Annotated in this window: 17 protein-coding genes and 1 pseudogene; 8 read left to right on the top strand and 10 right to left on the bottom strand. The window is 48.8% G+C overall.

Annotation, left to right across the window (positions count from 1 at the left end):
• Window position 1 precedes the first annotated feature (1 nt).
• The gene (locus SMSP2_RS12220) at window positions 2-214 is read right to left on the bottom strand and encodes a helix-turn-helix domain-containing protein (RefSeq protein WP_146684327.1); all 213 of its coding nucleotides are present in this window, start codon (window positions 212-214) and stop codon (window positions 2-4) included.
• Between the two features lie 635 nt (window positions 215-849).
• Between SMSP2_RS12220 and SMSP2_RS12215 the strand changes: the two genes are divergently transcribed.
• Together SMSP2_RS12215 and SMSP2_RS12210 are read left to right on the top strand one after the other, a co-directional pair.
• Window positions 850-1029 (top strand): hypothetical protein, encoded by a 180-nt coding sequence (locus SMSP2_RS12215; protein WP_146684326.1) that lies wholly within the window; start codon window positions 850-852, stop codon window positions 1027-1029.
• Window positions 1030-1347: 318 nt separating this feature from the next.
• On the top strand, window positions 1348-2457 hold the full coding sequence (locus SMSP2_RS12210; RefSeq protein WP_146684325.1) for a uroporphyrinogen decarboxylase family protein: 1110 nt from the start codon (window positions 1348-1350) through the stop codon (window positions 2455-2457).
• A 41-nt stretch (window positions 2458-2498) separates the two neighbouring features.
• On the opposite strand, the gene SMSP2_RS12205 is transcribed toward SMSP2_RS12210, so the two are convergent.
• Window positions 2499-2954 (bottom strand): response regulator, encoded by a 456-nt coding sequence (locus SMSP2_RS12205; RefSeq protein ID WP_146684324.1) that lies wholly within the window; start codon window positions 2952-2954, stop codon window positions 2499-2501.
• A gap of 279 nt (window positions 2955-3233) precedes the next feature.
• Between SMSP2_RS12205 and SMSP2_RS12200 the strand changes: the two genes are divergently transcribed.
• The 6 genes from SMSP2_RS12200 (at window position 3234) to SMSP2_RS12175 (ending at window position 11683) form a co-directional block, all read left to right on the top strand.
• The gene (locus tag SMSP2_RS12200) at window positions 3234-4589 is read left to right on the top strand and encodes a Gfo/Idh/MocA family oxidoreductase (protein WP_146684323.1); all 1356 of its coding nucleotides are present in this window, start codon (window positions 3234-3236) and stop codon (window positions 4587-4589) included.
• Window positions 4590-4912: 323 nt separating this feature from the next.
• Complete coding sequence (locus tag SMSP2_RS12195; protein ID WP_146684322.1) at window positions 4913-7282, top strand: MFS transporter; 2370 nt, start codon at window positions 4913-4915, stop codon at window positions 7280-7282.
• 288 nt (window positions 7283-7570) lie between these two features.
• Window positions 7571-7909, top strand: a complete 339-nt coding sequence (locus SMSP2_RS12190; protein WP_146684321.1) for a PadR family transcriptional regulator — start codon at window positions 7571-7573, stop codon at window positions 7907-7909.
• A 56-nt stretch (window positions 7910-7965) separates the two neighbouring features.
• A complete protein-coding gene (locus SMSP2_RS12185; RefSeq protein ID WP_146684320.1) occupies window positions 7966-9315 on the top strand; it encodes a hypothetical protein in 1350 nt (449 codons plus the stop codon).
• 32 nt (window positions 9316-9347) lie between these two features.
• The gene (locus SMSP2_RS12180) at window positions 9348-9809 is read left to right on the top strand and encodes a hypothetical protein (protein WP_146684319.1); all 462 of its coding nucleotides are present in this window, start codon (window positions 9348-9350) and stop codon (window positions 9807-9809) included.
• A gap of 17 nt (window positions 9810-9826) precedes the next feature.
• Entirely contained in the window at window positions 9827-11683 is a 1857-nt protein-coding gene (locus SMSP2_RS12175) for an IS1634 family transposase (protein WP_146682781.1), read from the top strand.
• A gap of 604 nt (window positions 11684-12287) precedes the next feature.
• Here the strand turns inward: SMSP2_RS12175 and mltA are convergent.
• The 8 genes and pseudogenes from mltA to SMSP2_RS12135 form a co-directional block, all read right to left on the bottom strand.
• A complete protein-coding gene (gene mltA / locus SMSP2_RS12170; RefSeq protein ID WP_146684318.1) occupies window positions 12288-13469 on the bottom strand; it encodes a murein transglycosylase A in 1182 nt (393 codons plus the stop codon).
• Between the two features lie 227 nt (window positions 13470-13696).
• Complete coding sequence (locus tag SMSP2_RS12165) at window positions 13697-14947, bottom strand: ATP-binding protein (RefSeq protein ID WP_222566347.1); 1251 nt, start codon at window positions 14945-14947, stop codon at window positions 13697-13699.
• Between the two features lie 348 nt (window positions 14948-15295).
• Window positions 15296-15886, bottom strand: a complete 591-nt coding sequence (locus SMSP2_RS12160; protein WP_146684317.1) for a hypothetical protein — start codon at window positions 15884-15886, stop codon at window positions 15296-15298.
• 207 nt (window positions 15887-16093) lie between these two features.
• Window positions 16094-16768: a hypothetical protein gene (locus tag SMSP2_RS12155; protein ID WP_146684316.1), complete on the bottom strand. Its 675-nt coding sequence runs from the start codon at window positions 16766-16768 to the stop codon at window positions 16094-16096.
• Between the two features lie 104 nt (window positions 16769-16872).
• The gene (locus tag SMSP2_RS12150; RefSeq protein WP_146684315.1) at window positions 16873-18030 is read right to left on the bottom strand and encodes an SU10 major capsid protein; all 1158 of its coding nucleotides are present in this window, start codon (window positions 18028-18030) and stop codon (window positions 16873-16875) included.
• A gap of 111 nt (window positions 18031-18141) precedes the next feature.
• Entirely contained in the window at window positions 18142-18528 is a 387-nt protein-coding gene (locus SMSP2_RS12145; protein ID WP_146684314.1) for a hypothetical protein, read from the bottom strand.
• Between the two features lie 61 nt (window positions 18529-18589).
• A complete protein-coding gene (locus SMSP2_RS12140; RefSeq protein ID WP_146684313.1) occupies window positions 18590-20158 on the bottom strand; it encodes a phage portal protein in 1569 nt (522 codons plus the stop codon).
• 352 nt (window positions 20159-20510) lie between these two features.
• Window positions 20511-21458 (bottom strand): annotated as a pseudogene (locus SMSP2_RS12135) (IS1634 family transposase); the annotation flags it as partial.
• Between the last annotated feature and the right edge of the window lie 2 nt (window positions 21459-21460).

Raw genomic sequence — 21460 nt, 5'->3', positions numbered from 1 at the left:
ATCAATCTTCAACCAAATTACAAATCTTTACATCCAGAGCTTTCGCAATCAGCTCGACGTTAATTAAACTTACATTTCGCTCGTGGCGCTCTATGCTTCCAATATAGGTTCTATGCAGGTCGCATCTTCTGGCGAGTTCTTCCTGGGACCAGCCTTTAGAGAGTCTGAGTTCACGGACATTTTTGCCGAATGTTTTTAAAATATTTGATTCCATAAAAACTCTTTCTTTAAAATATTTCCTGAGCAGAAAGCGCTCACGATTGCACACTATAAGTGGTATAATTCATGGTATGGATTTCCTGCTCAAAATCTACGATACTATAAGTAGCACACAGCCGCGGCGGGGAGTTATTAGATGTCATACAGTTATCAGGGGATTAAATCGGCTCTCATTTTGCTTTTGGCCAGCGCTGCCGCGGGAAAGAGAGTAAAAGACTGACATTTGCACAAATCCCCTCTCTCGCGGCGGTGAGGCGGGTGTTTTTTGTGGAAAAACTGTTACCGAAATGTTACAAACTTCGTGGATAAGCTGTTGGCAGGGCTGTTACAAATTTTCCAGAATGTAACAGCCGCGGCAGGTTATCTGCGATAACTCTTAAACTCCTGTTATATTAGAGGGGTATTGGGAACAGACTTCTCAACAGGTTTTCCACAAAATTTGTGCATAACTTTCTGTGCTAACATTCCGCTAACAGTAATTTTACGAACTTTCGTGTACGAAACATAACAATCTAACAGCGACTATTATTACTACTGTTATATTTAAATATCTATTAATATAATAATAAACAAACAGCTGCCGGCCAGGGGGGTATCATTTGAGCCGGCATGAAAATCGGTGTCTCTCGTTTGCCCGTAAAAAAAGAGGAAGCCGCTCTTGAGCGAATTCCTCTGCCTGTTTTCGCTTTGAAAACAGATTTCCACGTACAGGGCGGACGTGATACCAAACAACCGGCATCCGCCCTGCCGCTATCGGTTCCCTGCTATTGGGACATCCAGGGAGATATTATAATATTGTCCGCGGCGTGAAGTCAACATCCTAATTGATTTTTCTTTGAAGCGGGCTCCCGTAGAGACGTATTGCATACGTCTCTCAACGCTCTAAAATCTTTTCCTGTAAATATTTAAGAGGCTCCCGTAAAATGTCTCTACAAGGATAAACAAACTAAAGTTTGAACTCTTACCATAACACCCCGCAAACGTATTGCCGGGGATAATGTAAAAACTACTTCTTTGGTGCATTTTACATTTGACTGTAATCCGGCGGGCGGGTATTATGCGAACTATTCGACCGGATATTCGAATCCGGTATATTTTAATAATGGCAGTAGATTGCGGAGACAACAGATGTCAGCGAGAGAAGAATTTATCCACTATGTAAACCACGGCGGAGATAAGCCCTTTGTTTCAATGCAGATAGGAGCCGGTGCCGGCTTTGATACCAAGCTGGCGGGCAAACGCTGGAACTCCGAGACAACTCTCGACGATTTGATCAGGGCGTATGAGCTGGCCGGCGGATACCCGCTTTTTAATGTCGGCCTGCCCGATGCCGCCGGCGGAAATCCCGCCCTCAAACGCAAGACCAAAACCGAAAACCGCGAGACCGAGCGTGTCGTGGAGCAGTGGCTCACTACGCCTTACGGCGAGCTGTACTGGAAGGGCCACGAGGTACCCAAACAGGGTTTTGTGCCGCTGAAGTACCCTGTAAGCTCGGCGGACGAGACCAGGGCCTTCGACATTGTCCGCTGGTACGCCGACCAGCACGCCGCGAATCTGGATTATATCACGGACAGCCTCGGGGCCGACCTGGCGAAACTCCAGCCGCACGGGCCGGTATCGGTGCAGTGGAACATGCAGCCGTTTGAGCTTTTCGGGCTGCCGACGGTGGAGAATCTGGTCATGCTGGCGATGCTGCATCACGATGAATACCGCAGGTGCTGTGATTATCTGCTTGATATCAACATGGAAATCTGCAAGGCGGTTTTCCGCGCCGACGCGGACTTTGTATTCCTCGGCGGGCCCGGCTCCGAGATGCTCTCGCCCGGTCTGTATGAGGATTTTCTTATACCCGACTCGAAGGTTTTGACTGATTTTATCCGCTCGCTGGGCAAACTCGCCTATACGCATATCTGCTCGCCGGTTCAGCCGTTTTTGGATATGGGGCTGTATAACCGCATGGGGATAGATTTGTTCGAGACGCTTTCGCCGCCGCCGGTGGGTAATGTCGAGAGTCTCGCTGATGCCCGCAAAATACTGCCGTCCGAGATGTGCACACGCGGCAATATCGGCCTCGATATCCTGCTCAACGGCACCGTTGATGAGGTCAAAGAGGCGACTTTGGTGGTGCTGGAAGCGACAAAGGGACGCAAGCACATGGTCGGCGCCAGCGATTATCTGTTTTACGACATACCGCTGGAAAATGTAAGGGCCGTCGTCGAGACCGTAGAGAGTTTCTAAGCCTGACCGGGCGTTAGACGGAGAATTCCGGGGCAGTTAAACTATTGCGGGGCCTGGATTTGCAGGGCTTCTAAGTAAGCAAGGGTTTTCTGGAGCTTGTCGGTAACGCTTTTGAGTTTCAGCATGGTTTTTACGCGTGTGAGCAGCTCAAGTTTGTTTACCGGCTTGCTGAGAAAATCGTCCGTGCCGCACTCCACCGCGCGTTCAATATCGCCCAGCTCGCTTAGAGCGGTAACCATAATTACAGGTATATCAGTGGTTTCCGGCTTTGCCTTAAGCCGCTTGCAGACCTCGTAGCCGCTCATTTTGGGCATCATGACATCCAGCAGGATCAAATCCGGCATCTGCTCTTTGACAATATCGATAGCCTCTTCGCCGTCCGTCGCCGCCAGCGTGCGGCAGTCGAGGTCCTCGAGGTAGGCCTGTATCAGCTCAAGGTTCTGTTCATTGTCATCAACTACTAATATCGTATCTATGTGGTTTTTCGTGCAGCTCATCAGCTGTATCCTTTTAAAACATATCGTTCAATAATCTCAAACAGAGCGAATATTATACACCATTTATATAAAAATGCTAAAATATTATCAATCTAAACATCGAGAAAAAATAACCAAAGGCAATCCCGCCCAAATAATCGCCGCGAAGGGCCAGGAAGTTCTTGCTTTATTTTTGACTGTTTTTATACTTTTCAGATGAGCACATATTGAGGCTTTAGCTGTGATATTTTAATAACATTTCGTTAACCAGGCACATAAGTGCCCCAGGCAGGAGCAAAAATGCTGGAAAACATTACAGGAAACATCGACAGACGCAGTTTTCTCCGCGGCTCGGCGATTGCCGGCGCGGGGCTGGTATTGGCAAACCGCATCAGCACTGTATCCGCCGCGGCAGCGGGGAGCAATGATATAAACGTAGCACTTATCGGAGCCGGCGAACAGGGCAACGTCCTTGTAAACTCCTGTCTCCAGATACCTAATGTTCGTTTTAAGGCGGTCTGCGACATCTGGGAGGCGTACAACCTCCGCAAGGTCTCACGTCTTCTCAAGGCTTATAAGCATGATGTGAACACCTATATCGACTACAAGGAGATGCTCGCCCAGGAAACAGACCTCGACGCTGTTATCATCGCCACGCCGGATTTCTGGCACGCTCCTCAGACGGTTGACTGTCTCAATGCGGGCCTGCATGTGTACTGCGAAAAAGAGATGAGTAACACCCTGGAAGGCGCCCGCAAGATGGTTGAGGCCGCCCGTTCGAGCGAAAAACTCCTTCAGATCGGCCACCAGCGCCGCAGCAACCCGCGTTATCAGTTTGTCTATGACAAGATTATCAAGGAAGCCGGCCTTCTGGGACGGATTACCAACATTAACGGCCAGTGGAACCGCTCGGCAAAGCCCGACCTGGGCTGGCCGGAGAAGGCGGCGATCGATGAGGCCGTTTTGAACATGTACGGCTTTGACAGCATGCACCAGTTCCGTAACTGGCGGTGGTATAAGGGACTTGGCGGCGGCCCGATAGTTGATCTGGGCTCTCATCAAATCGATATTTACAACTGGTTCCTCGGGGCAAAGCCCTCTTCGGTAATCGCCGGCGGCGGCACGGATTACTACGACAAGGCCACGCACGAGTGGTACGACAACGTCATGGCGATATACGAATACCCGACAAAGCAGGGCATGGTAAGGGCGTTTTACCAGACGCTGACCACCAACAGCAACAACGGCTACTACGAGACCTTCATGGGTGACATGGGCACGCTGGGCATCTCCGAATCGAGCGGCCGCGGCGCGGTTTACCGTGAGCCAAACGCCCCCGAGTGGGATAAATGGGTCAAGGCGGGCATCCTTATCGAACCCGTGGAAGAAGAGCCGGCAGAAGCCGCGGCGGATCCGGACGCGATTCTCGATGTTCGTGAGACACTCGCGCCGCCGGCATACACCTTTAACGTTACAATGGAAAAGAAATACCACCAGCCGCACCTGGAGAATTTCTTCGACGCGATCCGAGGCAAGGCAAAGCTCAACTGCCCCGCCGAAGAAGGCTACGAGAGCGCGGTTACAGTTCTCAAGGTCAACGAAGCGATCGAGCTGGAGAAGAAACTCGCCATAACAGAAGACGACTACAAGGTTTAACCCCGCCCGTAGAGATGCCCCGGCCTGCATCGGGACCTGCTCTGCCTGCGTTTACGGGCCGCCCTCTGTAGGTGCGCAATGCTTGCGTATCTACCCGCCGCCGCGCTCTAAGGGAAAATCTCGCATATGCTTATCAGCCGGAATCTGAAAAAATATAGCCTATTTCTTTTAAATATGCCTTTAACCGTCAAGTGCGTGTTGTATTTTATTGTATGTTTGCTATTATCCTAAATGTTGAACTAAACACAACAGGCTTACTTTAAGGCCCGCCTCGGTGAGGGGGGAGTTGATTTTACAATTTAAGCTAAGACAAGAAGCAAACGATGTCAGCAAAAGTAAAAAGGCTTACCGAAGTCGAAAAACTTATGAAACTGCCCTGGCTGGTAGCGGCGTCAATGACAAACTCCGTGTTCGTCATCCTGACATTTGCCGGCTCGGTTTTCATTCTGTTTCTCAATGAGCTTGGTTTCAGCAAATCCCAGACAGGTACAATAATATCACTGATGCCGTTTTGCCAGGTTCTGGGTATATTTGTCGGGCCTCTGATCGCCAGGGTTGGATACCGCAAGATGTTTTTATCCTTCAGCCTTGCCAGAACGCTCATAATGTCGATGATTCTCTTGGTTCCCTTTGTTGCCGGCAAATACGGCACACAAGGTGCGTATTATGTGTTTATGGGGATTTTCCTTTCGTTTGCGATTTGCAGGGCGTGCGGAGAAACCGGATTTGTCGCCTGGACGCAGGAGATTATACCAAACAGCATACGCGGCAAATTCAGCTCTGTAAACAGCATCATCTCAACGCTGACCATGATGGCAACCTTCGCCATTTCCGGTTATGTCCTTCGCCGCTTTGAGCATCTGGGGCTGTCTCGGTTTATGATACTCATAAGTGCCGGTTTGCTAATGGGATATGTTTCGCTGGTTTTCTATTACCTTTTGCCCGGCGGCACAGCCGTACATGAATCAGAAAGAAAAAATGCCGGCTTTACGGCGATTTTGTCTTCTCTCAAAGACCGGCTCTACCTTAAATACCTTACCGGTGTGAGCCTTGGAGTGCTGGGCAGCGGGGCGCTGTTTTCGTTTTTGCCGCTCTATATGAAAGAAGTAGCCGGAATAGAGGCCGGCACTATTGTCTGGATTGATCTTGGCGGAATGACCGGCTCGATCATGCTCAGCTACCTCTGGGGCTGGGCCTGCGACCGATACGGCAGCCGGCCGGTAATGCTCACAAGCCTGGCGCTTCTGGCGTTTGTTCCAATGTTGTGGTATTTCCTGCCGCGGGGCTCTGCCTCAACGCCTGTTCTGGCGTTTTTTATGTCATTTGCAGGGGGAGCCTCAAACATCGGCTGGCTTGTCGCGATGGGCCAGTATCTGTATAATACCATTGTGCCGGAAGAGAAAAAAGGCGCATATATGCCTGTCTTCTATGCTGTTACGGGACTTCTTGCCGGTACGGGCCCGCTGCTGGCAGGTCTGCTGCTGGAAAGTACCGGCGATTTTTCGTATTCAATCTGGAAGCTGAGTTTTGACTCGTATTCGCTTCTTTTCGGCTCGGCTATATTGATACTTCTTGCCGCGGCGTTTGTTATTAAACATCTCCAGTCAGACGGCAGACTTACGACACAGCAGTTTGTCGGAATCTTTTTCCAGGGCAATCCGGTATCGGCTCTGGGTAATATAATCAGGTTCCACCGCGGCGGCGACGAGACCTTCCGCGCAGACATTACAGAGCGGCTTGGTCTCGCCGGCGGCTCGATCAGCATGGACGAGCTGATTGATGCCCTTGATGACCCGAGTTTCCATGTCCGCCATGAAGCGATAAACTCGCTTGCACGGCTCAAAAGCCATCCTGATATCATCAACGCCCTGCTGGGAGTCGCCGCGGGTGAGCAGCCTGACCTGGCACTCTCGGCGGTTCGTTCGCTTGGGAAACTGGGTGACCGTACGGCGATAATTCCGCTGCGCGAGCTGCTTCTCAGCGAGTATGAGCTGTTGCAGGCCGCGGCGGCAAGGTCGCTGGGAAGGCTCGGCGATGTGGACAGTAAGTCCTTTATGCTGCAAAGGATGAATGAGATCGATGACAACGGGCTTCGCCTGGCGTATGCCTCTGCTCTGGGGGCTTTGCACGCCAACGAGGCTATTGATAAGATGTTCAACCTGCTTTGCGAGCTTGAGGATCAGCCCAGCCGCAGTGAGGCCGCCTGGGCGATAGCAAAGATAATGGGCAATGAAAACCTGTATATACTTATGGACAGGCGCCTGCGTAAAAAACCAGGTACCGCTACAGCCAGGATTCTGCTCTCATTGCGGAAACTACATGCAGATACCCTCAATACTGATGACGTCAAAGCCGCTTATCAGTCTGCGGTTTCGGCGTTTGCCAACGGCAAGATGAGAACCGGAGCGGACAGGCTTTGTGAGCTGTTCGAAAAATATCCGCCTCAGGGGCTTACGGAAGCTGCCGTCTATGCCGCACAGAGGTGCCTTGAGCAGCTGCGTAAACCCGACGAGCCGAGAATAGAGTTTCTGCTTCTTCTGCTGCAGGCGTTGCGGGAAAAGGAGAAAAAAACCGGCAAAAGTCCCAACGCAACCGACGAAACCGGCGGAAAACTCAACCACGCAGAACAACAAACACCCGTCGAGCCGCAAAACCCGGATAAAAATCAAGACAAAACAGATACCTCCCCATAGCAGAGCGGAACATTCCCTTCCGCTGTGAATCTCAAGCGGGGCAGACCAATACAGCAAAGACATGTATAACACTTTAAAACATAACCAGAGTTTGAGATGTAAAATACTTTCATTAAAGGACATATAAAATTTATGCAATAAAAAGAGGACTCGATCCTTTATTTTTTCCCTTACCATATGCAAGAATCTGATACATTTTATTCTCATTTAAACTTTATTTAAGTAATATTTGACATATATACGGTTTGTGACAAACTATTATTAAAAACACTTTTAACATGAGGAAAAATGAAATTAGAAAATCAGCTATTGAAGGGGAGAGCACCAAAAGTGGTTTTGGAGATTCTATCACGCGGCAAGATGTGCGGTTACGAGTTAAGTAAAGCGTTATCAAAATGTGGGAATATTCTCTCGCTTGGCAAGGGGATACTTTACCCTCTTCTCTACACCCTTGAGGCAAAAAAGCTTATAAATGCCAACTGGCAGACCGCTGCCAACGGCAGAAAACGACGGTACTACTCCATCACAAGCAAGGGCAAGGCATATCTGGCAGAACATAAACAGTCTATAGATCATCTGCGAACCGGCCTCGATTCCGTATCTGGAACGGCTGAATACCCGACTTAGAAAAATTGACAAAATTTTATTAACGAAACTCCGAAAGGATATTAAAAAACAAGCCCATGACAAAAATAGATAACAATACAAGGGGCCGTAAACTGCTGAAATTTTTCGCAGTTACGCTTATCTTAAGTGCGGCCTGTTTTTTCAGTATGCTGCTGCTGACTATGGATGGCGGTCAGGATGGAAGCATCTTTGGAATTACTATCATTTTTGGTATTGTGCCCGGTTTGATCATTGATATATTACGTGCAATTATCCGTTTCATTAGAACAAGAAAGCCCAAAACAACTCTTCCCAAGCTTAATAAGGAAACACCAAAAGAGATTTCAGAATTCATACTTTACGTCATGCGTAAGATGGGTTACCGAAAAAAGGTTCGTGCAGAAGTCCAGGCTGAACTGGTCGCTCATTTTGAGGATGAGCTTGAATGCATAACCGCCCCGCAGGAAAGAGAGGAAACCGTAAAAGAATTGATAGAAAACTTCGGCGATCCCAAACTTCTCGGAAAATTATTGCGACGTGCAAAAAAACGCTGCCGGCCATTATGGCGGAAAATGGCAGCCCGAAGTTTCCAGTTAATCGGCCTTTCATTCGTCTGTTTGCTTTTATACATCTTGTGGCTTACAAGCGGTGAACCAGTAGCTCGTATCGATTATGTAAAAGTACTTAACGAAAAAGCCCCGTTATCAGAAGACGAGACACTCAACGCATTTCCCTATATCATAAAAGGGATTGACGCCCTGCCGGAATTAACAGAAGAAAAGCTGAAAATTACACGTACAACTACAATTCCAGAATCACTTCCCGGGATGGGCCAGAGCTTTAACTCTGCAAGTGAGTATACTGTGAGTGCCTGGGGTGAACCCTATTCAGAATTGTCTGATATACATAAACAGGTCATTAAAGAAATAATTGAAGATGCTTCAGAGGCTTTTAGCTGGATTGAAAAAGCAGCGGCTAAGCCGCATTTCTGGCAGACATATAGCTATGAAACGTCTATTTTCGGAATGCGGACTATCGACTATAAAATATGCCAGGACATCCAGTATTTGTCAGATTTTCTTTTCTACAGTGCTTATATTAAAGCTGAACAGGGAGATTTTAACTCAGCGTTTAAAGATTTATTAACTTGTTACAAGCTGGGGCGATTAATGATGGAAGGGCCAAAACTGCTTATAGAACAACTTGCAGGGATTTCACTGCAAGGTAAGTCTGTAGAACATATTCGGAACATGTTATATAAATACAATCTTACATCGTATCAACTTGCTAATCTATCCGAGAGATATACGAATATTAATACTGGCCGGGATTGTAGTATTACATTTGAACTCAGTAAAATAACTGCATATGATGGATTACAGCGTACTTTCACAGATGGCGGATTTGGAGGGGGCATATCCATGTAACATGGCCGGGCCTTCTCAAAAGTTTTAAATATGTGGAGATAACCGACATTGAAGTAGATGATATAGCAGACAGTTTTAAGGCCGTCTTTTATTTATTGACACATCCGGGGCGTGACAAAACTAAATCTGCTCTTGATGAGTTGTATTCTTACGCAGATTCTGTGTCCGCTCAAAGCCCTGCAAAACTCAAAGAGCAAAACATCGACATTGTCGAAAAAACAGATCATCTAACCGATGGAAATGTAACTGTATCAATTATAGCTCCGGCATTAGCTCGAATTCATAAATTGAGCCATGCGTGCCGGGCAGATGGAGACTCATTGTCTCTAATAATTGCTATTTTGAGATATCATTCGAATTATAATTATTATCCAGATTCACTAAGTAAACTTATAGATAGCGGCGATTTAAACGCGATACCAATTGACCCTTTCAGTAATGAACCTTTTGTATATATTAACCCCAATTTCTCACTTAGGTCTCGAAACCGGTAAAAATAAAAATATTTTCGATGTTTCTGGCCTTTGAGGGGTGTTTTGATTCTGGATTTGGCTTTGGTACAGACCTGCCCTATTGCATAGGTGAATTTCTATGCGATAATTTGGGTATGTATTTGAAAAAGCACAGGCGTAAAAAGAACGGTAAATGCAACACCTATTACAGTATTGCTGAGAAGCGGAAGGTCTCCGGTAATCGGCATGTGGAGAAGGTGGTTCTTTACCTTGGTGAGATCAGCGGCTCTCAAAAGAAGGCCTGGCAGAGATCAATTGAGATAATCAACGAAGATAACAAACCTGTACACAAAACCCTTTTTGCTTTTGATCAGGACAACCAGAGCTGTCACGATGTTGATACGATACCGGTTAACATCTCAAAGATGAGACTGGAACGACCGCGTAGGTTTGGCGATTGCTGGCTGGCTTCTGAGATGTGGGATCAGCTTGGTTTTGACCGCTTCTGGTCAGAGCGGATTGATACAGACAGATCGCCGGTCGCATTCTCAAAAGTCCTCAAGTTGCTTACGGTGAGCAGGCTGATAAAACCTTCTGCCGAATACTTTGTCCATCAGCACTGGTTCAGCCAGAGTGCTATGGACGCCATCCTTGATTGTGATTTTGAGATTGCCGAGAAAAACAGGCTCTACCGTTGTCTTGACCGTATCCTTCCATACAAAGACGAACTTTGCAAATACCTTAAAGACACCTGGCAAGGAATGTTCAACCTTGAGTACGACATCCTGCTCTATGATATCACCAGCACGTATTTCGAGGGGCTATGCAAGCAGAATCCCAAGTCAGAATTCGGCCACAGCAAAGACAGACGCAGTGATTGCAGACAGGTGCTGATAGCCCTTGTTGTTACGCCGGAGGGCTTTCCTCTTGACTACGAAGTACTTCAGGGAAATACATCTGAAAAGACGACATTAAGACCCCTGCTCAACAAGATAGAAACAATGTACGGCAAGGCCAACAGGGTCTGGCTGATGGACAGGGGCATACCAACGGAAGCTACGCTCAAGTTCATGCGTAAGAACAATATAAGCTATCTTGTTGGCACACCCCGCAGACAGCTCGATGATTATAGCAGTGAACTTTCTGAAAAGGACTGGGAGCAGGTAAACAGCAGTGTTCATGTGAAATACATCGAAAAAGAGGGCGAATGCTATGTCCTTGCCAGGAGCAGGGATCGTATGCAAAAGGAGAGGGCCATGCGTAAAAGAAAACTGCGTAAATATCTTGACGGACTTGAAAAACTCAAGGGATATCGCAATTATGAACGTTTTTATAAACGCCTTGGGGCTTTGCAATCGCAGGCCGGTAACGCTTATAGATGTATGGAGCTCGATATTCCGGGGCAAAAGGAGCGGATTGAAGCCGGCGAATTCAGGTATCACATAAACCGGCAGAAATACCGTGATATGATCTATCGTGACGGCAAGTACTTTTTGCGGACCAATCAGAAGGGCAAGGATGGTAAGGCACTCTGGAATGAGTATATGCTGCAGTGCAACGTTGAGCAGTCTTTCAGAGAACTCAAGAGTGATCTTGGCATTCGCCCTGTATATCACCATAAAGAAGAGCGTGTTGATGCCCATATCTTTGTGGCGTTTATAAGTTATTGCCTGCAGGTGACATTGCGGCATAAGCTGCGGGTGAGTGCCTGCGGCCTGACCGCACAGGCTGCCCTGGAAACGATGAGCCGTATCCAGATGCTTGATGTGACATTTGAAACACTTGACGGTCGGTACCTCTTGATGGAGAGGTACACCGAGCCCGAGGCAGATCAGCGTCTGATACTGCACCACCTGAACATGGATCTGCCGCTGCAGAAGCCACCCAAAATATACAGCAGCCAGGTCAAAGATTAAGACCCCCTTTGGCGACACACCAACGCCGCGGGCGCTACCATAAACCCTGTTTTACACCCCTAAGTGAGAAATTGGGGTTAAGACAAATGACAGCTTCAAGTTATATTCATATGGATATAATATGGTTGATGACGGGGGTGTTGTGAAATATTATTATAATGGAAACCCAAAATTATGGGATGACCGAGAAGGTGATAAAGTTTTCTGGCCGATACCAAAGAAAAAAGAAATTATGTAGGGCAAACGAAATGGGGTGAAGTCTCTTTTTAATAAGGTTGCAACATAAACCCACTTAATTGTTGTATTTATGTTTTCCACTTCTGGCTGCGTTACAATTTTTAGAGAATTCGTGAATTCTCTCTACGGGGTTGGGCGAAGCAAAGTCTGACCCCGCAGCACCAACGGTGCGAAATATCTTAGCATGGGGCATCGCCCTATGTGTATATTACGTAGGCCGGGCTTCCAGCCCGACACAAAATCGCCGTCTCCGGTGGAGCGGTGAAAGGGATGGATTGGTTCACGCCACGGTTTTCCAGGGCATTGCCCCGGGCTATTCTATCCAAGCCTTTCAGGTTTGCCGGGTTTAGTGAGTAATTTTACTCAATCATTTGAGTATCAGGTAATACATTGAGCCTTCTTCGTAGGTCTTACCCGCTACGAGTCCGGCACTTTCACCCTCGCCGAGGTAGATGTCGCACCTGCCGGCAGCCCGGATAGCCCCGCCGGTGTCCTGGTCAAGCATAAACCCTTTAAAGGGCAGTATATCCACATAATCACCGATCAGCCTGGGCAGGTTTGTGTCTATAAACACAACCGAGGCCCGCGGGAATATGGTCTTGTCGGTGGCGATTGTCCGCAGGTATGTTACCGGCTCGTTGATACTGCCGGTCGGGTTGCCCTCGGTTTCACGGAAAAATACATACCGCGGGTTGCGGTTGACGTATCTCGAGACCTGGTCGGGGTTTGCCTTGAAGTAGTCAATCATCGCCTTGAGGCTCATCTTGTCCAGAGGTATCCCGCCTTCATTGCTGAGGTCGCGGGCGATACTCCTGTATTCGTGGCCGTTAGTCGCCGCGTAGCCTACGGTTACCAGACGCCCATTGGGCAGGCGAATTTTCGCAGAGCCCTGAACATGGGCGATATACACCTCAAAAGCGTCTTCCATCCAGATCAGCTCCTGGCCGGCAAGCATACCGCTTGAATCGATCTGCTCACGGTCAGGGTAGGCTTCATATCCGCCGCCGGCGGTTTTTCGGCCCAGGATATTGCCCATATCATCCTTTACAAGGTCTTCGGGCATGGAGTAGAGCGGGTATTTAAAACGTTCTGTCTGCTCGAGTGAGCCGTTGAATATAGGGGTGTAGTAGCCGGTAAAGAGCACTGTGCCGTGGCTGTCGCAGCCGACCGACTGATAAACATCAAATCTTGCGCGTATCTCGCGGTTCATATCCTCTGCGCTCATGCCGGAGGTAACAATATCGCGAAACGCCCGAAGGCTCTCGACAACGTCCTGATGCGTGATGTCCTGCATGGGGAAAAACTGCTCGCTCGAGGGCTTGGCCATGTAGTTGAGCGAACGGTCAATCGCATCAACAAGATTGTAAGTGTTTCTGCAGGCAGTGGTAAAGTCGGGTATTCTCGCCGGGTCGGTAATCTTTACAAGGGCATCTTCACCGGGCAGAAGCGGACGGTTATAATCCTTTTCTTCCGGTTTTGGCGGCTTACAACCGGTATATAGAACCATTAAAACAGCAGATAATGCCAGCAGAAATATTTGTTTACGCATCTGAGGACCTCTTTTATTTCGGTTAGTAGTAATTTTCGAGTTAATCGTAACGAAACTGTGAATTATATTAGCAAAACAGAATTTTATTTCAAGCGTTGAATTCGGCTCATAAGTTATATTTTGTCAATCCGCTCTATCGCCGGCAGACAGATCAAATTAGAATAAAATGAACTTATACGGCAGTTGGAGTCGTTGTATCGCAAAACTTTATACATCAAATACCGCGGTTAAACACTGTCCCATGGAAGGGCATAATCTGTTTGGGATATCTGAACAAATTTTTCGCACGGGCAAATTACCAGTCCCGGCGCGATTGAGAGTTTCGGGTATGTTCTTCTGAATGCGTTTATCCCGCTGAGGTGTTTCTTTCCGGGGTTTGATGTCATTTTGATCTCTACGGGAAACAAAGAGCCGTCACGTTCCATTATCAGGTCAACCTCTGCCCCTCCGGCTGTCCTCCAGTGGTAGAATTGCGGCGGCATTGCCAGTGTTGTTGAGAGTTTGCGTATTTCCGAAACTACTGCCGTTTCAAAAAGAGCTCCGGCTATTGGGTGCCCCAATAGCGAGCGGTGCGATGAAATCCGGTTGAGACTGCAAGCAAGGCCGGTATCCGCGAAATAACCTTTTTGTCTTCGGCAGATCCGCTTAAGCGTATTGCCGCTGAACGAAGCAATATTAAACCACTGGAATGTGCCTTCGATCACTGAAAACCAGCGACGAACAGTCTGCGGAGAAATATCTAAATCATTACCGAAACGAGAATAGTTCATTTCCTGAGCGGTCAGGGCAGATATCATCTGCAGGAATTTGCCGAAAGACTGCCAGTCGCTGGTATCCAGCAGATTCCTCACATCACGTTCGACATAAGTCTGAATATAAGAGCGCAGATATATGATAATATCTTCTGCCGCGAGTCTTTCAACCTCCGGCAGCCAACCCCTCCAGAGCTGTTCGAAAAGCGGTCTTTGTGCCGGCAGTCGTGTATGTCCTGCTTTAAATTCTTCCGGACTGAGGTTTAGCCAATTTGAAAGCCAGTTTTTTTCGGTTATACGGCCGGCGATTTCGGAAAGAGAAAAACCTTCCATATCAACTATAACTGCACGGCCTGTAAGAGCTTCTGAAATATTCTTCATTACAGCCCACTGCTGGGAGCCGGTAATTATGTATTGGCCCGGTGAACGGTCGTTGTCAATACGCCTTTTTACTGCCGAAATTAGCTCAGGGGCGTATTGGATTTCATCTAAAATGACCGGCGTGGGATGGTTTCGCAGAAAGATATCCGGTTCATCACTGGAATAGCCAATATCAATAACAGGGTCAAATGTAACGTGCTCGAAATTTGGGAATATGTGCGTAAGCAGAGTGCTCTTGCCAACCTGCCTGGCACCTGTTAGCACTACCGCAGGGAAAGTGTTGACAAGTCTTTTGAGCTTCTCTGTTATCAATCTCTCTTTGTACATACCTTGTATTTTAACCATAGCATGGTAGTTTTGCAAGGTAATTTGGTGTTTTTTCACAAATACATGTAAAAATACCTTGCAAATCAACCGTCTGATGGTCAATCTGCAAGGTATTTTCTTTGCCGGCTCTGCCAAACCCCGAAAGAGGAATGTTTGCCGTTTCTGTATCTATTTCAGAGCCGCGAATGTCAATGAGCGGTTAGGTAATACGCAGTGTCGCAACATAATACCAGAAATAAACGCTGTATTTTGTCAGGGGTGTAAAACTCCTGCCGGATTTTACGTGGACTATCCTGCACATGGCTGACGGAATAACCGCTCGTTTACACTCGCGGCTCTGATGCGGCAACTGCGGGCCGGCTGTGTTTATGTTGGCGATGCTGTTTTGGTTTTTAACTGTGTTACGATCGTGCGTGTCTGGGGTGACTGGATCGCCTGTGCCCGCTTGAACGCGTCGGCGGCCTGGGGGTTCGCGGCTTTAAATATCTCGTTGCCGGTGATAATCTCCCTGACGGCGGCGGCTTTGTCGCGGGCAGTCTTTATCGCGGCGGAAATCTTGAGCCCGGCGGCACCGCCGACAACAGCCGCGATCAGTGCGGCCATATCGAGAAACTCCAGCACATATTCATCCGGCGTAATTCTCTTCGCCGCCGACTGGGCAGCCTGTTCGGCGAGCGTGTAGTTTTCGTCACTGAGAATATCATCGGCGTCTGTAAAAGTCCGCGGCGAATCCGGCATACCAGTCCACGCCGTCCACGCCTGCGATTGGGTATGGCTTAAATCGGTCAGACCGCAAAGCTGGGGCGAGCCTCCCTGCTGCCGCGCCGTTTTCGCCGCCAGCGAGCAGGTCTGCTGATGGAGCCAGGCATTTTGTTTCTGAACCTCGTCAGGTGCCGGCCGAAATGTTTCACAGCCGGTTATAACTATAAGCAGTGATGCGATAAGTATTGCTTTCATTTTTTCCTTTCCTTTTTTATCCGCAGATTATTAAATTGATATTAAGTGGACATGATTAACAAGATTAACAAGAATAAATTATTAAATAACAATCCTGTAAATCTTGTTAATCCTGTCTAATTATCTGAAATCTTAAAATTTCAAAACCAAAATATCATCCTGTCAATCCTGTAATCCTGTCTTAACAATTCCTCAACTTTTTTTAACTTAGTTTCTAACCGCGTTTGTCAGTCCGCCGCGGATCGTCCGGGTTGCGGCCGCCGAGCCTGCTATGTTGACAGTAAACCAGACCGATTCCATCGAACGGTAGTACCTTCTCTGATACGCGGCGGCCTTGTCCTTGAGGTGTTCAACCAGGTCAGCATCTATCGGCGACTGTGCGGCGGCGCTGGTGGCGAGAATCTCAAACGCCCGCCGGCACACACCGAATACAGACACCTGCCGCAGCGGTTCAATGTCTGCGATGTTGTCCGTGCTTGAGAGCGATTCCGGTGAGCCGGGGGCCAGCCCGAACAGCCTGCTGATATGGTTATGCGTCTCCGCGGCCAGCGGCTTAAACGAAACAACCGAGACCGCGACCGCGGTTTTATCCGGAGGCGAAACCGCATCCGCCCCGGGCGGGTTGATTATGGAAACCGCAAGCTGCTCATCAGAGATTATTTCCGCAATCTCATAGAGCGTTACTATCGAAGCATCGTCAACCATCAGCATACAGCCCGGTTCAATGCCGCAAGTGGTAAACGCTGCGCCTTCCGAAGTGAGCACGCCGGAAGTGATCGACACGCCCGCTGCTTCAAAAATCCTGTAGATAATAAACGCCGGCTCAAGAAACAGCCCCGGTTCGATACGTGCAATGTCAATGTCTTTTGAAAATGTGTTCATGGTTTTTCGTATTAAAAATGTTGGCAAAAAAAGTTTAACAGTTAAAAGCGAAGAGGTAAGAGTTGCGGATTTCACAACTCTTCACTCTTGACTCCTAATTGATTTTACTCCGTGCTGAGCCCTTTCAAAATTCCGTGTGCTTCTTCGTTGCGCATCTCAAGTGTGTACTCGCCGATGACCTGGCCGGCTTCATAGTCGCCGCCGGAGACAAGCGGTTTGAAATGAAAGCTCCTGCCTGCAAGCGGTATGACGCTCAGCCGCGAAGAATCAACGAACATAACAGAATCCGCCGGCACCCAGCGGGAGAGAATAACACGGCAGAGCCCGAAGTCGCTTTCGTAGTAGTTGACAACGTTGCGGAAACGCAGGTCGTCCGGGCCGTACATACGTGATGCGTCGAGCAGCTGATTGATACGCCGTTTCTGTGTGCCGTTGACGATTATAGTATCAACGCTGCCGGTGCTGTTCTGCCAGATAGTCTTTAGCATGAAGTTGAGTTTCTCCTCGTCAAGATCAGCCGTCTCGCCCGGCACTGGAGCATCGTCAACGCTGTAGCTGTTAGTCGAGATGTGCCGGATGATTCCCTTCATAGTCCGCGGCGATGACTGCGTGCCGTGCGGGTTGGACTGTGCCTGGCCGCCGTTGATTACGGTATTCTCAAGATCGCGGATCAGCTCTCGGATTCGCTGCTGTTTCTGATAGTCCATCTCGTTTTCAAGTCCAATCTGACTGGCGGCGAGATTACTGCCGCTCACCTCCACCGATGCGGTGAATATCTGGGTGTAGTTGCCTCGTCTGATCCGTGATGTGTACTCGGCTTCTGGCCTGTCGGCGCCTTCGACCGCGGCACCTCCGAGGTTGTAAACTGTATCACCTACTGATATCGATTCAGCGGTTGTGCCGCCATAGCCGCGGGTCACTGTAAGCTGTGCACTGTCGATAGAAATGATCAGCATCAGCTCGGAATTATCCGCAACACGTATCTGATCACCAACTCGAAAACGCGATGGGTTTTCAACGTTGAATGATGAGTCACTTTGCGGATCGATAAACGATGTCGATGCTATCGTGTCTGTGTTGGACAGCAGAGAGTCCTCGAGCCACTCGTGATACGTGCTGCGCGCGTGAGCGGCGCCGTCGCCGATGATATCGAGCACCGGTGTCTCGAACGGTGATACGATACTGATGATATCCGATACGTCTTCGGCAAGCTCCGGCAGAGCCGCCCCGGCTGAGAATGTTGATTTTCCTGTAAAAGACATTTTGGCTTCCTTTGTATTTTAGTTGATAAATTATGCAAGCAAAACAAATGTGAGTGAAGAGATAAGAGTTAAGTGGTATGAGTTGCCGATTCCGCCTTCTTCACTTTTCACTTAAATACTGTTCTTCCTTCGCAGTCTCATATATTCGGCTACTGCCTTTATGCTGCCGGAGAGTCTTGCGGTTTTGGCGGCGTTCTCGATCGCGGCGCTGCCGCCGGCCGATGCGTAAGAATATTTTTCGCCGCTGGTTTTCGGCGTCAGCAGAGCCGGCTTTGCGAACAGATACGCCTTGTCCCTTTTCAGCTGTCCCACGACATCCCCCGGTTTCGCCTCGGGCGTATCCGCAATCCGCTTAACCGCCACAGCAAGAGCCGACTCGAGATCGCTTACGCCCTCGGCGGCAAGCGAGCGAAGAAGCTCGTTTTCGGTTTTCAGTTTCTGCGTCTCACCGTCCCCTCGCGGCGATTCAACCTGTTCTGTGTTTTGATTTTCGTCCATTGATCGTTCCTTTAGTTCCTGGTTATCATTTAGCGTTTATACTCAAATCTTTGCTGATTTTCTATTCGCCTTCCACAGAGTAGCCAAGCTCTTTTAGAACCTGCTCTCTGGATATGCCAAGCTCCTGTTTGAGCTGGGCCTCGCGGAGTTTCTCGATCGTATCCTCGGGCTGTGGATTTGGGAATATGATTTCGATTTCCCTCTCCCGCGGCTCTGTGTGAAAGATTCCCGACTTGTCAAACGCCAGCAGTATCAGCCGGCAAATTCTGCGTATGCCCTCGCCGTAGGTGAGCCGCTTGCGCTGTGTCTTGGCGAGCATTCCCATCAGTGTCATTCGCAGCGCGACCGCGCTTGTCAGGTTGCCCAGCTTATCACGAATCACGCCGGCGACTATCGGGGTAACGCCGCTGACCTTGTCGAGCGCTTCGCGTATCTCGCCGATATGCTCTGTTTCGCTGGGGCAGTTTGCATCGCCGCCGAATTCATCGATTGACGCGTTTTCGTTGAATGTGCTCCAGAGCCTGCCGGGCATCATCTGCTTTTCGGTGCCCGCGTCAATTCCCTTTAGCAGAAACATACGGAACGACTGAAATGTGATTCTGTTTGCCCTGTCGCTCAGACGAGTGTTGAGCTCATCCTGCAGCGGTATCAGCGGCTCAACATCACTGTGCCCCTCGTAGAAGCACGGCCTTGCCATATTCTGGATATGCACAACCGGTATTACGCCAAGCGGATTCTCGCCTCGCATCACAAGCTCACCGTCTTCGTAACGCTGCCAGCCGCTCTGGGAGAACACCTCGGTAACGCTCGTCTGAGACCGCGGCAGTGCAGGCTGCTCTTTTCGCAGTATCCGCGTGAGAAAACTTTCGTTCGTCTCGAGTGCGTTATTGCTGCGGATAAAATGCTGAACGTAGAGCCGGTATGAGCGGTAATCATTCTCATCGAGAACGGGCAGCGACCTGGGCGCTTCTATGAGCTCGATCGTAATCTCACGGGCAAGCTGTTCAACGTCGGGCGCTGAAGTGAAATGCTGTGAAGTGAGGCTTTGGCCGGTGTTGGGATTTGCAGAGGTGCTGTGCTTGAGCTGTGAAATACGGAAAGGTTCAAACAGCCCGCCGCAGCGGATTAGACAATCTACATAGCCATAGACGCTGCCCAGGACCGCCATCTCCTGAAACAGCGACGCTGCTCCGTTATGTTCGAATACCGCGTTGAGTATATTTTCTATCCGGCTTTTGCGGCCCGCGTCTTCGGCCTTGCTGAGCAGTTTTATGCCGCTGCCGAAGAGGTAGTCAACCATCGCGTTTATCCGCCAGCCGATATCGTTTTCTATCACGACTTCTTTTCGCTGAATTTCTGTTAGCGGGTTTGAAATGTTCGGGCCGGTTTTTGTTACGCCGGTAATCCGCGGCGGAAGACCCGCCTCCTGCGGCAAGACAAATGTGCGGCTCATTTCATTGGCCTTTGACAGCTCAGCCGGTTTGTCAAAGACCGATTCGGGACGGTTGTCGTAGTAATCCCACAGCTGCTCAAAACGCGAGAGCCGAGAAGGCCACTGGTGTTCGATCAGCCACTGAACATATTCGCCCGAGATTTCGCCGTTGGTGATAGATGATGTTTTATATGCCATAATATTCCCTGTGTGTTTATTTTCCAAAGACCGTAATACGTCGTGAGCAAATTGTAAGAGTTCAAACTTTAGTTTGCATATTTTTCATGCTAAAGCGTGAGCTTTCATCAAGTTTCACTGCTCTATATAATTTTCAATTCAAAAGCCGAACAGGCTTTTCACCGTAAGACGTCGCTGCACGGATTCTGTTTGAAAAAAATCCGGCTCAATCACTGAAGCTCTGATAAGTTCATCTTGTAAGGACAATAAAAAAAATCATCGGAAAATGCGGTTAACCCCAATTTCTCACTTAGGGGTGTAAAACAGGGTTTATGGTAGCGCCCGCGGTGTTGGTGTGTCGCCAAAGGGGGTCTTAATCTTTGACCTGGCTGCTGTATATTTTGGGTGGCTTCTGCAGCGGCAGATCCATGTTCAGGTGGTGCAGTATCAGACGCTGATCTGCCTCGGGCTCGGTGTACCTCTCCATCAAGAGGTACCGACCGTCAAGTGTTTCAAATGTCACATCAAGCATCTGGATACGGCTCATCGTTTCCAGGGCAGCCTGTGCGGTCAGGCCGCAGGCACTCACCCGCAGCTTATGCCGCAATGTCACCTGCAGGCAATAACTTATAAACGCCACAAAGATATGGGCATCAACACGCTCTTCTTTATGGTGATATACAGGGCGAATGCCAAGATCACTCTTGAGTTCTCTGAAAGACTGCTCAACGTTGCACTGCAGCATATACTCATTCCAGAGTGCCTTACCATCCTTGCCCTTCTGATTGGTCCGCAAAAAGTACTTGCCGTCACGATAGATCATATCACGGTATTTCTGCCGGTTTATGTGATACCTGAATTCGCCGGCTTCAATCCGCTCCTTTTGCCCCGGAATATTGAGCTCCACACATCTATAAGCTTTACCGGCCTGCGATTGCAAAGCCCCAAGGCGTTTATAAAAACGTTCATAATTGCGATATCCCTTGAGTTTTTCAAGTCCGTCAAGATATTTACGCAGTTTTCTTTTACGCATGGCCCTCTCCTTTTGCATACGATCCCTGCTCCTGGCAAGGACATAGCATTCGCCCTCTTTTTCGATGTATTTCACATGAACACTGCTGTTTACCTGCTCCCAGTCCTTTTGAGAAAGTTCACTGCTATAATCATCGAGCTGTCTGCGGGGTGTGCCAACAAGATAGCTTATATTGTTCTTACGCATGAACTTGAGCGTAGCTTCCGTTGGTATGCCCCTGTCCATCAGCCAGACCCTGTTGGCCTTGCCGTACATTGTTTCTATCTTGTTGAGCAGGGGTCTTAATGTCG

It is taken from the genome of Limihaloglobus sulfuriphilus (assembly GCF_001999965.1).
Taxonomy (GTDB): Bacteria; Planctomycetota; Phycisphaerae; order Sedimentisphaerales; family Sedimentisphaeraceae; genus Limihaloglobus; species Limihaloglobus sulfuriphilus.
Note: the sequence above shows the minus strand (reverse complement) of the source record. Positions and strands in the feature narration are given on the sequence as shown.

Bases quoted from the DNA above. Each gene is read 5' to 3' on its own strand.
- SMSP2_RS12220 (WP_146684327.1), bottom strand. From the start codon at position 214: ATGGAATCAAATATTTTAAAAACATTCGGCAAAAATGTCCGTGAACTC.
- SMSP2_RS12210 (WP_146684325.1), top strand. From the start codon at position 1,348: ATGTCAGCGAGAGAAGAATTTATCCACTATGTAAACCACGGCGGAGAT.
- SMSP2_RS12205 (WP_146684324.1), bottom strand. From the start codon at position 2,954: ATGAGCTGCACGAAAAACCACATAGATACGATATTAGTAGTTGATGAC.
- SMSP2_RS12200 (WP_146684323.1), top strand. From the start codon at position 3,234: ATGCTGGAAAACATTACAGGAAACATCGACAGACGCAGTTTTCTCCGC.
- SMSP2_RS12195 (WP_146684322.1), top strand. From the start codon at position 4,913: ATGTCAGCAAAAGTAAAAAGGCTTACCGAAGTCGAAAAACTTATGAAA.
- SMSP2_RS12190 (WP_146684321.1), top strand. From the start codon at position 7,571: ATGAAATTAGAAAATCAGCTATTGAAGGGGAGAGCACCAAAAGTGGTT.
- SMSP2_RS12185 (WP_146684320.1), top strand. From the start codon at position 7,966: ATGACAAAAATAGATAACAATACAAGGGGCCGTAAACTGCTGAAATTT.
- SMSP2_RS12175 (WP_146682781.1), top strand. From the start codon at position 9,827: ATGTTTCTGGCCTTTGAGGGGTGTTTTGATTCTGGATTTGGCTTTGGT.
- mltA (WP_146684318.1), bottom strand. From the start codon at position 13,469: ATGCGTAAACAAATATTTCTGCTGGCATTATCTGCTGTTTTAATGGTT.
- SMSP2_RS12165 (WP_222566347.1), bottom strand. From the start codon at position 14,947: ATGGTTAAAATACAAGGTATGTACAAAGAGAGATTGATAACAGAGAAG.
- SMSP2_RS12160 (WP_146684317.1), bottom strand. From the start codon at position 15,886: ATGAAAGCAATACTTATCGCATCACTGCTTATAGTTATAACCGGCTGT.
- SMSP2_RS12155 (WP_146684316.1), bottom strand. From the start codon at position 16,768: ATGAACACATTTTCAAAAGACATTGACATTGCACGTATCGAACCGGGG.
- SMSP2_RS12150 (WP_146684315.1), bottom strand. From the start codon at position 18,030: ATGTCTTTTACAGGAAAATCAACATTCTCAGCCGGGGCGGCTCTGCCG.
- SMSP2_RS12145 (WP_146684314.1), bottom strand. From the start codon at position 18,528: ATGGACGAAAATCAAAACACAGAACAGGTTGAATCGCCGCGAGGGGAC.
- SMSP2_RS12140 (WP_146684313.1), bottom strand. From the start codon at position 20,158: ATGGCATATAAAACATCATCTATCACCAACGGCGAAATCTCGGGCGAA.